This window comes from uncultured Tenacibaculum sp., assembly GCF_947502995.1.
Taxonomy (GTDB): Bacteria; Bacteroidota; Bacteroidia; order Flavobacteriales; family Flavobacteriaceae; genus Polaribacter.
This window is the reverse complement of sequence record NZ_CANNBW010000032.1, coordinates 24,617-38,025: the sequence shown is the minus strand read 5'-3', so window position 1 is coordinate 38,025 and position 13,409 is coordinate 24,617. Positions and strand designations below refer to the sequence as shown.

General features: G+C 31.5%; 11 protein-coding genes. 7 read left to right on the top strand and 4 right to left on the bottom strand.

All coding sequences use genetic code 11. The features are described from left to right. Positions 1-104: 104 nt before the first annotated feature. The 4 genes from Q1A46_RS19825 to Q1A46_RS19810 all read right to left on the bottom strand — a co-directional run bounded on the left by Q1A46_RS19825 (position 105) and on the right by Q1A46_RS19810 (position 6,771). The gene (locus Q1A46_RS19825) at positions 105-2,447 is read right to left on the bottom strand and encodes a sodium-translocating pyrophosphatase (RefSeq protein WP_299683208.1); all 2,343 of its coding nucleotides are present in this window, start codon (positions 2,445-2,447) and stop codon (positions 105-107) included. Between the two features lie 111 nt (positions 2,448-2,558). Next, a complete protein-coding gene (locus Q1A46_RS19820; protein WP_095069719.1) occupies positions 2,559-3,086 on the bottom strand; it encodes an inorganic diphosphatase in 528 nt (175 codons plus the stop codon). A gap of 97 nt (positions 3,087-3,183) precedes the next feature. Beyond that, on the bottom strand, positions 3,184-5,676 hold the full coding sequence (locus Q1A46_RS19815) for a DUF5686 family protein (RefSeq protein WP_299683206.1): 2,493 nt from the start codon (positions 5,674-5,676) through the stop codon (positions 3,184-3,186). 114 nt (positions 5,677-5,790) lie between these two features. Then, entirely contained in the window at positions 5,791-6,771 is a 981-nt protein-coding gene (locus Q1A46_RS19810; RefSeq protein ID WP_299683204.1) for a pyruvate dehydrogenase complex E1 component subunit beta, read from the bottom strand. A gap of 179 nt (positions 6,772-6,950) precedes the next feature. On the opposite strand from Q1A46_RS19810, the gene Q1A46_RS19805 reads away from it, so the two are divergent. The 7 genes from Q1A46_RS19805 (at position 6,951) to Q1A46_RS19775 (ending at position 13,226) form a co-directional block, all read left to right on the top strand. Continuing rightward, positions 6,951-7,691 (top strand): electron transfer flavoprotein subunit beta/FixA family protein, encoded by a 741-nt coding sequence (locus Q1A46_RS19805; protein WP_299683202.1) that lies wholly within the window; start codon positions 6,951-6,953, stop codon positions 7,689-7,691. A gap of 70 nt (positions 7,692-7,761) precedes the next feature. Further along, positions 7,762-8,715 carry an electron transfer flavoprotein subunit alpha/FixB family protein gene (locus Q1A46_RS19800; RefSeq protein WP_299683200.1) on the top strand — a complete coding sequence of 318 codons (954 nt, stop codon included), beginning with the start codon at positions 7,762-7,764 and terminating at the stop codon, positions 8,713-8,715. A 159-nt stretch (positions 8,716-8,874) separates the two neighbouring features. Further along, complete coding sequence (locus Q1A46_RS19795; protein ID WP_299683198.1) at positions 8,875-9,483, top strand: bifunctional nuclease family protein; 609 nt, start codon at positions 8,875-8,877, stop codon at positions 9,481-9,483. A gap of 17 nt (positions 9,484-9,500) precedes the next feature. Further along, positions 9,501-11,222, top strand: coding sequence for a NupC/NupG family nucleoside CNT transporter (locus Q1A46_RS19790; RefSeq protein ID WP_299683195.1), 1,722 nt, complete (start codon positions 9,501-9,503; stop codon positions 11,220-11,222). Positions 11,223-11,255: 33 nt separating this feature from the next. Then, on the top strand, positions 11,256-11,615 hold the full coding sequence (locus tag Q1A46_RS19785) for a hypothetical protein (protein ID WP_299683193.1): 360 nt from the start codon (positions 11,256-11,258) through the stop codon (positions 11,613-11,615). A 61-nt stretch (positions 11,616-11,676) separates the two neighbouring features. Then, entirely contained in the window at positions 11,677-12,444 is a 768-nt protein-coding gene (locus Q1A46_RS19780) for a hypothetical protein (protein WP_299683191.1), read from the top strand. Between the two features lie 593 nt (positions 12,445-13,037). After that, on the top strand, positions 13,038-13,226 hold the full coding sequence (locus tag Q1A46_RS19775) for a hypothetical protein (RefSeq protein ID WP_299683189.1): 189 nt from the start codon (positions 13,038-13,040) through the stop codon (positions 13,224-13,226). Positions 13,227-13,409: the final 183 nt, after the last annotated feature.

Sequence of the window (13,409 nt, the reverse complement as noted above, 5' to 3'; positions counted from 1 at the left end):
ATAAAAAACCAGAGAAGCTAGCTTCTCTGGTTTAAATAATACTTTTTAAAACTGTCAACCTATTTTAGGACGACACATATTTAAATTGGATATAAGAGGATAATCTATTCTTGTGCTTTCTTTATTGCTTGAGCTACTTCTTCTTTTGTACCTTCAACTTTTATCACTTTAGATTCTTTCTTTCCATCTTTAATAACTGTAGTAGTTATCGTTGCTACAGATTTCTCATCATCTTTTAATTCAGACTCAACTTGAACTTCTTTTATTAATTGTGTATTTGAAGCATGTGATTCAACTGAATGACCTCCTAAGATTGGTGCGATAACTAAACCAACTAAACATGTAAGTTTAATTAAGATGTTCATTGACGGCCCAGAAGTATCTTTAAACGGATCTCCAACAGTATCTCCTGTCACAGCTGCCTTATGTGCATCAGAACCTTTAAAAGTCATTTCTCCATTAATTTCTACACCAGCCTCAAAAGATTTTTTAGCATTATCCCAAGCACCACCTGCATTATTCTGGAAAATCGCCCACATTACACCACTAACACAAACTCCAGCCATATAACCTCCTAAAGGCTCAGCTCCGAATAATAAACCAATAATAATTGGTGTGATGATCGTAATTAAACCTGGTAAAATCATTTCTTTTAAAGCAGCCTTAGTAGAAATGTCAACACACTTCGCATAATCTGGTGTTCCAGTTCCTTCCATAATTCCTGGAATTTCTTTAAACTGACGACGAACTTCTTGTACCATTTCCATAGCCGCTTTTCCTACAGATTCCATAGCTAAAGCAGAAAAGATTACAGGAATCATTCCTCCAACAAATAACATTGCTAAAACATCAGCTTTAAAAATATTAATTCCATCAATTCCTGTGAATGTTACGTAAGCTGCAAACAACGCTAAAGCAGTCAATGCTGCAGAAGCAATTGCAAAACCTTTTCCTACTGCTGCAGTTGTATTTCCTACAGAGTCTAAAATATCTGTACGTTCACGCACGTGATCTTCTAATTCACTCATTTCTGCTACACCACCTGCATTATCAGCAATTGGTCCGAAAGCATCAATAGCTAATTGCATTGCCGTTGTCGCCATCATTGCAGAGGCTGCTAAAGCAACTCCATAAAAACCGGCCAAAGCATAAGAACCATAAATAGCAGCAGCAAATAAAATAACTGATAAAAATGTAGATTTCATTCCTACAGCTAATCCTGCGATAATATTAGTTGCAGCTCCAGTAGAACTATTTTGAACAATATCTAAGACTGGTTTTTTACCTAAACTTGTATAATATGCCGTTACTGTAGAAATTAAAGCTCCCACTGCTAAACCAATCATTCCTGAATAAAATACATGACGAGAAGGTACTTCTTGTATTCCTTCTCCGAAAAAACTCATTTTTAATGTTTCTGGTAACATCCATTGAATTAAGAACCAACTTGCAATTAAAGTAATAAGTATAGATGCCCAATTTCCTAAATCTAAAGCTTTTTGAACTTCAGCTTCTTTTGCTGAATTATCTTTAATTTTAACTAAGAAAGTCCCGATAATTGAAGCAATAATACCAACACCCGCAATTACTAATGGTAATAATATTGGTCCCATTCCATTAAAAGCATCTGTAAATTGAGTAGTTGTAGACATATCACGAACAACATAGTTTCCAAGAACCATAGCCGCTAAAACCGTAGCCACATAACTTCCGAATAAATCTGCCCCCATTCCTGCAACATCTCCAACATTATCACCTACGTTATCTGCAATTGTTGCTGGATTTCTCGGATCATCTTCAGGAATACCTGCTTCTACCTTACCTACTAAATCGGCTCCAACATCTGCTGCTTTAGTGTAGATGCCTCCGCCAACTCTTGCGAATAAAGCAATACTTTCAGCTCCTAAAGAAAAACCAGCTAAGGCTTCTAAAGCAACTGTCATTTCTTTGTAGAAACTTCCTTCACCTGTAACAAACATAGTTACAAATAAGAAAAAGAAAAGACTTAACCCTAAAACTGCCAAACCTGCAACTCCTAACCCCATTACAGTCCCTCCACCAAAAGAGACTTGTAACGCTTTTGGTAAACTTGTTTTGGCTGCTTCTGTTGTTCTTGCATTTGCATCTGTTGCAATACGCATTCCGATATTACCTGCTAAAGCTGAGAAAATGGCTCCGATAATAAATGCTACAACTATAATCCAATGTGTTGTATCAACAAGTTGAGATATGATAAAAAGTGCTATTGAGGCTATTATCGAAAAAATTAAAAGGAGCTTATATTCTGCATTTAAAAATGCTAAAGCTCCTTCTTTTATACTTTTTGATATTGATTTCATTTTTTCATCACCTGCCTCTTGCTTTTTTACCCAAGACATTTTAATGAACATAAAAACCAAGCCTACCACAGCCAAGATGACTGGTAAAAACACTGTGTTTGATTCCATAATATTTAATTAATTGATTAGTTTATTGCTTTAAATATAACAAAATCAATCTCTAAACAAAAAAAAGCTTGCTACTAAGTAACAAGCTTTGAAATATTTTTAATATTGAGATTATACTTTAAAATCTCCGTTTGCTTTGTGTTCGCTGTTTTCGTAACGCTCGATACACTTATCTAAAATTGAATATGCTTCATCAGCATCTCCCCATCCACCTACATCTACTTTCTTTCTTTCTAAGTCTTTGTAAACCTGGAAGAAATGTGTGATTTCTTCTTTTCTATGAGGATTTAAATCAGAAATATCTTTGTATTTGTTCCAAATTGGATCAGAAATTGGCACACAAACGATTTTTTCATCTGGACCTTTCTCATCTGCCATGTGGAAAACACCAATTGGTCTAACTTCCATCATACACATTGGAAAACATGGCTCAGCTCCTAAAACTAAAACATCTAATGGATCTCCATCTAAAGCTAATGTTTCAGGAATAAAACCGTAATCACCTGGATACATCATTGAAGAGAATAACATTCTATCGAAACGGATTTTCTTTAAATCGAAATCGTATTCATATTTATTTCTACTTCCTTTTGGTATTTCAATTAATACATCAACAGTTTGTTTTTCTTTGGCTGTCATATTTTTTATTTCGTTTCTAAAAATCGGAAAGCAAAACTACATATAAAATGCAGTTCGTGCACGGATTTTAGAAGTTATTTTTAGGTTAAATAATCTTTTATAAATCAGGACGTATCCCTATTCTAATTGCAAACTTCGGAGTAGGTACTGCGATACTATTTGAAGGTGGTGTGTAATTACTTCTCCATATAGCGTCAATTCTAAGAAAACGTAAGTTTCCATACCCAATATTCTCTACGCCAAAACCATATTCATAATACACTTGATTTGGTGCATTATAAAGAATATTTTCTGTATTGCTAGCGTTACGTAAACCATCATTTATAGCTCTATTTTCGTCTGAAATTGATCCATAAGCAGCTCTAAAGGTTGCTAAACTTCTTAATTTTAATTTTCTTAATAATGGAATACGATTTAAAATAAACCCATTAAAATGATGTTCAAAATGTGTTGAAACATATTGATCGGTTACAAAATCATAAAAATTCAACAATGAAAACGTATTTGGAACTAATGAAAAAGATTGGTTTGCTGGTACAGCATTTAACAAAGAAGATGGTACAGTTCCAAAAACCTTTCCTCCTTCAATTGTAGTATCTAGTAAACCAAATTTTCCTAATAAAATTGGCTGATTATATTTTATCTGAATTTTATCATACTCATGTGTTCCATTTAAGAAACCTTTATATCCATGACGGTAGTTTATCACAATAGACGGAAAAACATTTCTTCCGAAACGTTGTTCTACTCCTAAACCATAAACAAAACGACCAGGTGTAAAAGTTAAATAAACATCAGAAGCCACATCTACTACTTTTGATTGTAAATTTCCTAAATCATCTAAATAACTAGCAGAAAAGTTTTCAGGACTAGCAGACTGTATACGAGAATGAGAAAAGTTAAATCCAATATGAAAGTTATTATGCACAGCATAATCAAAATTAGACGCATACTTTTCTACTTTAGATAAGAAAAAGTTATTCCCTCTTGAGAAAAGTGCAGTAGAACCAAAAGTTCTTCCTAACAATTGAGTAGTATTTAACAAAGCACTTCCTAATTGTTCGATATCATTCTGATAAGCAACACTAGTAGAAATTCTTGGTTCGTAAGACAATAAATATTGAGCTTCTAAACCGTATTTTAATTCTTTATCTTGAAAACCGTAAGCCAAATGACCAGATAATCTAAATCGGTCATCTTTAGTATTAAAAGTTCTAAAACCTAATCGAGTTCTAAAACCTTCCACCTCGTTGCTTGCAAAGGCTGTCCAAAACGGACCAACTTGCATATTTAAGAAAGGTAAGTTAATAAACCCACTAGAAATCGTATTGATAAAACCTGTTAATCGTTTTATCTGCTTTTTTCCTTTTACCGAACTTATCAGTTTATACGTATCTTTATTATCTTCAATATCTTGTTTTGCCCAATATTCGTCTGAACGGAAATATTGATCTGGTCTTATCTTTTGAATTTGACCTTTGTAGAATTCATCAGCTAAAGGTTTATCTAAAACATAATCACTATAGTTGATTGTTTTCTTAATTGTTAAACCTTTGTTTGCTTCGTTTTTATCTAAAAATGTAAAATCTCCCTCGTAAGCATTCTTTGTTGGAATATAAATACTATCATTTCGTACTTCGAATTCTTTTTCAAAAGTTAAACCTCTTACGAAATTTAAGTTAGCACCTTTAACAACTTCCATACGAAGTTTTTTTAATGTGTAGGCTTTATCAGCAATCCAAAAATTACCTTTAAATGCTAAATCTTGATCTCTAATTGGAAAGAAATATATGTTATACAATTTTGTGTTATTTTGTACAACACTATCATATAAAACATAATCGTAAGTAGCAAAACCATCAGTAGATAGTGGGCTAACAAACGATTTTCTTAATAAAGTGATATTATTTCTAAATACATCTACATTTTGAAATGTTCTAGACATACGGTCGAATACAAAACCTTGAGCTCCTAAACCTTCAGACTTTTCAGCTTCGATATCTTCACGCTCGTCATTATTCTCATTATTACCATAAACTTTAGCAATTTGCTCATTGATGTAGATTGGTATATAATAATTGATACCATCAGTATCGTATTTTACTTCTTTTATGGTCTGATCATAATCTTTTTTAAAGATTTGCTTAATGAATGCAGTATCTAAATTATTAAGCCCAATCTCAATTGTAGTATGTTTTTTGTACTGATAATGATTAACTAAATCTATACCATTTTTACGTTTACGTTTCCAAACTTCTCTTAAGATTTTATATGCAGGATTTTCCTTTTTCTTTAATCTCTTCTTCGGACGAGTTACTAAAATAACCTCATCTAAAATATCTGAACCTTCTTTTAAAACTATATTTAAAAATTTAGTTTTTGGTGTAATTGTTATAGTTTGTGTTTGAAAACCAACAAAAGATACTTCTAAAATTCCTTTTCTCTTCTTTGTTCGAAAAGCAAACCTTCCTTCATCATCTGTAGTGGTTCCTGTAGTTGTACCTTGAATGTACACATTTACAAACGGCATTGGATTATCAAACTCATCCACTACTTTCCCTTTCACTATCAACTGTGCATTTGCGACCATCCCAAGCAAAATTGATAGTATAAAAAATTTAAATCTCATAGGCTCTTTTACACATTAAAATCCTTTCAACACGAGGTGCTAAAAGGATTTAAATGGCTGTGATATAGTTTATTATTATTTTATATACATAACTTCTTTGACTGCCTTAATAACATCCCCCGAGTTAGGCAACCATTTTTCTAATAAAACCGGAGAATACGGTGCAGGTGTATCTGCAGTTGTAATTCTCTTAATAGGTGCATCTAAATAATCAAATGCTTCATCTTGAACTCTAAAAGTAATTTCTGAAGATACACTTCCAAATGGCCATGCTTCTTCTAAAATCACTAATCTATTTGTTTTTTTAACCGACTCTAAAATCGTTTTGTGATCCATTGGTCGTACAGTTCTTAAATCAATTACTTCAACAGAAATACCTTCTTCTGCTAATTGATCCGCTGCTTTATATGCTTCTTTTATTATTTTTCCAAAAGAAACTAAAGTAACATCTGTTCCTTCTCTTTTAATATCTGCTACACCAATAGGTAATACATACTCCCCTTCAGGAATTTCCATTTTATCACCATACATCTGCTCAGACTCCATAAAAATTACTGGATCATCATCTCTAATAGCAGCTTTTAATAAACCTTTTGCATCATAAGGATTCGATGGTACAATAACTTTTAAACCTGGACAATTTGCATACCAACTTTCAAAAGCTTGTGAATGTGTAGCTGCTAATTGACCCGCAGATGCAGTTGGTCCTCTAAATACAATCGGACAATTAAACTGACCTCCACTCATTTGACGAATTTTCGCCGCATTGTTGATAATTTGATCAATTCCTACTAAAGAGAAGTTAAAGGTCATATATTCTACAATAGGTCTGTTTCCATTCATTGCAGATCCAACTGCAATACCTCCGAAACCTAATTCGGCAATAGGAGTATCAATAACTCTTTTTGCTCCAAATTCATCTAACATTCCTTTACTTGCCTTGTACGCACCATTATATTCTGCAACTTCCTCCCCCATTAAATAGATGCTCTCATCACGACGCATCTCTTCACTCATCGCTTCACAGATTGCTTCTCTAAATTGAACTGTTTTCATGTGTTTTATTAAGTAGTTGTTGTTTATTGATTTGCAAAAGTATGAAATTCTTTACTAAAGAAATTAATACAATGTTAAAATGTATACGATTTACCAACAAAATTTATTATGCATGCATAATAAATCAAAAAAAATATGTAAATTCGTAGCACAAAATAAGCGTACAAAAAACAATCCATATGAAAATATTAGTTTGTATCAGTCATGTACCTGATACCACTTCAAAAATTAACTTCACTGATAACGATACTAAGTTTGACACAAATGGAGTTCAGTTTGTTATAAACCCATATGATGAATTCAGTTTAACACGTGCAATGTGGTTTAAAGAAAAACAAGGAGCATCTGTTACTGTTGTAAATGTAGGAGGAGCTGAAACTGAACCTACTTTACGTAAAGCATTAGCTATTGGAGCTGATGATGCAATCCGTGTTAATGTAGAACCAACTGATGGTTTATTAGTAGCTAAAGAATTAGCTGAAGTTGTAAAATCTGGAGGTTTCGATTTAGTATTAGCAGGAAAAGAATCTGCTGATTATAATGGACAAATGGTTCCTGGTATGTTAGCATCATTATTAGATTTCAATTTCGTTAACGGATGTGTTGGAATTGAAGTTGATGGAAATAATGCCACTTTAGAAAGAGAGATTGATGGCGGAGAAGAAAAAGTAGCATCTACATTACCTTTAGTAGTAGCAGGACAAAAAGGTATTGTTGAAGAAAAAGATTTAAGAATACCTAACATGAGAGGTATTATGATGGCTCGTAAAAAGCCGTTAAATGTTGTTGAAGCAACAGGTAGCAATGCCTCTACAAGTACAAAGAATTTCGAGAAACCTGCTCCTAAAGGAGAGGTAAAATTAGTTGATAACGTAGATGATTTAATTAATCTTTTACACAACGAGGCTAAAGCAATTTAAATTTAAAATCAAATCTTTTTAATGGGTGTTGAAATATACACCCATTGAAAAACTTAAAAAATTAAAAATTATGTCTGTATTAGTTTTTGCCGATTCTTCGGAAGGAAAATTTAAAAAAACAGCTTTTGAAGTTGTTTCATACGGAAAAAAAGTAGCTGAACAATTAGGAACAAGTCTTGTAACTTTAACTATTAACGGTGGAGATGCAAGTGAATTATATACTTACGGAGCAGATAAAGTAATAGAGGTTAAGAACGATTTAAGTTCATTTAACGCTAAAGGTTATGCTGCTGTGGTTAAACAAGTAGCTGAAGCACAATCTTCAGATGTTGTTGTAATAGATTCTAGTGTTGATGGTTTAACACTTGCTCCATTAGTAGCTGTTGGATTAGAAGCTGGTTACGCATCTAATGCAGTTGCATTACCTGACACTTCAAATTCATTTGTTGTTAAACGTAAAGCTTTTTCTAATAAAGGATTTAATAACACTGAAATATTAACTGATAAAAAAGTAATAGGTGTAGCTAAAAATTCTTATGGTGCTCATGAAAGTTCTGTTTCAGGTGTTACTGAAAGTTTTGATGCTGCTTTACCTGAATTAGGAGTATCATCTGTTTCTATTGACAAAGCGAGTGGAACTGTTACTATTGCCGATGCTGATGTTGTAGTATCTGCTGGTCGTGGTTTAAAAGGACCAGAGAACTGGGGAATGGTAGAAGAATTAGCTGATGTTTTAGGAGCTGCTACTGCTTGTTCAAAACCAGTTTCTGATTTAGGTTGGAGACCTCATAGTGAACACGTTGGACAAACTGGTAAACCGGTAGCTTCTAATTTATATATCGCTATCGGAATCTCTGGAGCTATTCAGCATTTAGCTGGAGTTAATGCTTCTAAAGTAAAAGTAGTTATTAATAACGACCCTGAAGCTCCTTTCTTTAAAGCTGCTGATTATGGTATTGTTGGTGATGCTTTTGAAGTAGTTCCGCAATTAATTGAGAAATTGAAAGCTTTTAAACAAGCATAAGAACTCAAAATACTTTATAAAAAACTCTAGAAATCAAATGTTTTTCTAGAGTTTTTATTTTTTAAAATTTAATCTTTCCGTAGTCATATTTTTTATTAAATTGTGGCACCCTAAAGGCAGTCTAATTAAAGACCGCTTTTTTTGTATGAAGACAGATACATGAGCCTAGTAAGACTAACTATTAAAGGAATTTCATATAGCCAAACACAAAGCGGAGCTTATGCTTTAGTGCTTAGCGAAATGGAAGGAACTAGAACTTTACCAATTATCATTGGAGCGTTTGAAGCACAATCTATTGCAATTGCATTAGAAAAAGAAATTAGACCTCCAAGACCACTAACACACGATTTATTTAAATCTTTTGCTGAACGATTTAGTATTACTGTAAAACAGATTATTATTCATAAATTAGTAGATGGAGTCTTTTTCTCTAGTTTAATTTGTGAAAGAGATGGTGTAGAAGAAGTGATAGACACTAGAACTTCTGATGCTATTGCATTAGCAGTTCGTTTTCAAGCACCAATATTTACTTATGAAAACATACTTGACAAAGCTGGTATATATTTAAAAACAGAAGAAGAATTAGGTGGAACTAGTGATCATGATACTAGTGAAGTTGAATTGACTTCTGAAATAGAGTTTACAAGTGCAGCAGACTTTTCTGATCTTTCTTTAAGTGAATTAGAAGAGCAATTACAAGAAGCTGTAAATAATGAAGATTACGAATTAGCGGCTAAAATAAGAGACGAAATTAGCAAGCGTTCATAAAACATAATATTCTTTGAATGAAAAAATTGATCACACTACTTCTGTGTGTTTTTTCTTTTGCGTTGTTTTCGCAAAAAATCGATAAAACATGGAAATTTAAGTCTATACATAACAATTCTGGAAAATCATTAGTAGAAATAAATGAAAATGATTATTTCACTTTAAACAATGGGGAGTTTACCTATTTTTTAGCTGCTAAAGATAGTTTAGTTGCCAATGGTAATTACATTCACCAAAACAACCTATTAATATTTAACTATAAAACACCTAAAGATACTGTTCGCTATTATAATATTGTAAAGCAGACTGATTCATTATTAACAATTTCAGAAAAGGATGTTTTATATAACTTTTCAGTTGAACCTATAAACATTAACCAAGCTTCAGACACTGTTAATACTACAAAAAAAGAAGAAAATAAAATTATTCCTAGTCAAGGTTTCTCTATCAACAGTTTATGGAGAGGAGTATTAGGTATGTTGGTTTTATTAATTATTGCTTTTTTATTTAGCTCGAACCGAAAAGCTATTGATTGGAAGACAGTTGGTTTAGGACTTTCTTTTCAGTTAATTATTGCAATAGGAGTTTTAAAAGTATCATTTGTTCAAAAAGCTTTTGAATTTGTAGGGGCTATTTTTGTCAAAGTACTAGACTTTACAAGAGCTGGTAGTGAATTCTTATTTAGCGGATTAGTATCAGATATGAGTTCTTTTGGATTTATTTTTGCTTTTCAAGTATTACCTACAATTATTTTCTTCTCTGCGTTAACTTCATTATTATTCTACTTAGGAGTTATTCAATGGATAGTTAAAGGATTAGCATGGTTACTTTCTAAAGTATTAAAAATCTCAGGAGCTGAAAGTTTATCTGTCGCAGGTAATATATTCTTAGGGCAAACAGAAGCACCTCTTTTGATTAAAGCTTACTTAGAAAAAATGACTCGATCTGAAATTCTTTTAGTAATGATTGGTGGAATGGCAACTGTAGCTGGGGCTGTTTTAGCAGCTTATATTGGTTTTTTAGGTGGAGACGATGAAGCTTTACGTTTATTATATGCTAAACATTTATTAGCTGCATCTGTAATGGCTGCTCCAGGAGCCATTATTATTTCTAAAATCTTATATCCGCAGAAAGAAGAGGTTAATACAGACGTAAAAGTATCTTCAGAAAAAATAGGTTCGAACATTTTAGACGCTATTGCTAATGGAACTACTGAAGGACTTCAATTAGCTATGAATGTTGCTGCAATGCTTCTTGTATTCATTGCCTTTATTGCTATGTTGAATTATGGTTTATTTCTTATAGGTGGTGTAACAGGATTAAATGAATGGATTGCTATAAATACATCTTATGAAAACTTTTCTCTTGAATTTATTCTTGGATATATTTTTGCTCCTTTAATGTGGTTAATTGGTGTTGCTAGTGAAGACACTGCTTTAATGGGACAATTATTAGGTATAAAATTAGCTGCTAGTGAATTTGTAGGATACATTCAATTAGCAGAATTAAAAGATGTGAGTAACGCTACACACTTAACATATAATAAATCAGTTATAATGGCTACATATATGTTGTGTGGTTTTGCTAATTTCGCTTCGATTGGTATTCAAATCGGAGGAATTGGCTCACTTGCTCCAGGACAAAGAAAAACGTTATCTGAATTTGGTATTAAAGCCTTAATCGGAGGAACTATTGCTTCTTTGATGTCTGCCACAATTGCTGGAATGATAATAGGATAAACTTTAATAAATTAACCTTTTTTAAAATCTGCTTTGGAATCATTATTTATAATATTGATTGGATTTGCTGTCGTGAGTTTATACGATGTAATCAGCTCTATACTATCCAGAGTTTTAAACTTTGAATATGTATGGTTTGCATTTGGTTCATTTGTTATTTACGGTATAACAGCTATATATTTAAAATTACATGGAAATTTTGTTAGTGCAATTATAGGTAGTTTTATTATTGGTGTTTTCGACACTACTGTAGGACTTATAATTGCTCGTATTTTTAAAGCAAAAATTTCAGATGAAGATAAAGAGCTTGTAAAAATTACTCCCATGCTAATACTACAAATGGGAGTAATAGCTTCTATTATTGGAGCTATTTCAATTATTGCTTTTATATAAAAAGTAACTAACCAATTTTTCGCAATCTTTATCGTTATATGAATAACTATAATGTTGCATTATGAAAAAGAAAATTGTCTTATTACTACTTTCCTTATTCCTTTTTAAAGTTTATTCACAAACTAAAACAATTCATGTTTATGTTGCTTTATGCGATAATGAGTTTCAAGGTATTGTTCCTGTTCCTAAAAAATTAGGAAATGGAAAAGACCCAAGAAACAACTTATATTGGGGAGCAGCTTATGGAATAAAGTCTTTCTTTAAACACAAAACAAAGGAATGGAAATTTATCTCTAAACTAGAAACAGATCAATCAAATATTCTTGAAAGAGTTCTTTTTAAACATCGTTCAAAAGACGTATATCTTTTAGCTGATGCATATGATGGAGAAAAAATAAAAAACTGCACTGAAGATTTTCTTTTAGCTGCTAATCAACAAAATAAAACAACAATAAAAGTTAAATCAAAAACTTTAAACTTTGGAGGAGCATCAAATTTACAAGCATATATTGGGCATGATGGATTGATGGACTTCCAACTAAATCTTAATTTTAAGAAAACCTCTAAAACTAAAAATGATGTTATCATCTTAGCTTGTTTTAGTAAAAATTATTTTTCTGATCACATTCTTAAAGCAAATGCAAACCCAATATTATGGACTACTCATTTAATGGCTCCTGAAGCTTATACTTTAGAAGCAGCATTAAATACTTGGTTAAACAAAACCTCTTCAAAAAAAGATATTAGAGAAAGTGCAGCTAGAGCGTATCATAAATATCAAAAATGTGGATTGAAAGGAGCAAGAAATTTATTTTTAACTAGTTTTTAAACTTAATTCATCATAAAAACACTTTGACCTAAAAAAAAACAAAAAACAATGAGTTTTTTTATTATATTTACAAACAACCTCTATATTAATCAAATAAATAAAAAGAAACACTAAATCAAAACCTATGATATAACCATTTCAATTATTACCTATAGAAATTTTCTATTAAGACTTATAATAATTCGCAACTAGTCATTTTATCGATTAAAGATTAAACTAGTTATTTTGGTGTAATATCTATCTTATCCCCTTTTCTTTATATCTATTTAATTACTGAGGTAAATATCAATTTTGAGTATTAACCAAAAATTAAATAAATAATGAAAAACTTAAAAAATTTAAATGGTGTTCAAGTTTTAAACAAAGAACAACTTAAACAAATCAAAGGATCAATAAGAACATACTGTAAAGGTTCAAACAGATGTTGTTTTATAATTAATGGAACAGAATTTTGTGAACCAGGACGTTGTTCAATCTACGGTTGCATGTTCTACTAACAATATATTCTAATCTTTTCAATCAAATATTTTATTAACCTTAAACCTATAATTTCATGCCTTAACTAATTATAGGTTTACCAAAACATTTTTATTATGAAAAACTTAAAAAACCTTAAAGGATTAAAAGTATTATCTAAACAAGAATTAAGCGAAATTAACGGAGCAATAATGGTGTACAGACCTTATTGTAAAGGTAACAGACAATGCTGTGTAATGGTTAACGGTTTCGAATTTTGTGATTATGGTTATTGCCAGAGAAATGGACAATGTATTTGGGCATAAACAATATTATTATTTAGCAAGTATTTAATTTATTATACGCAACCTCTCAGTATATTATCATCCCTTTAAATATGTAAGATTTGTAGTTTTCAAAATAAATCCTGAGAACACAATTTACAAAAACAATAAATTAAAGCTCAACCAAAAATCCTTTCTTAAATTGGTTAATAACTTGCTGAAAAC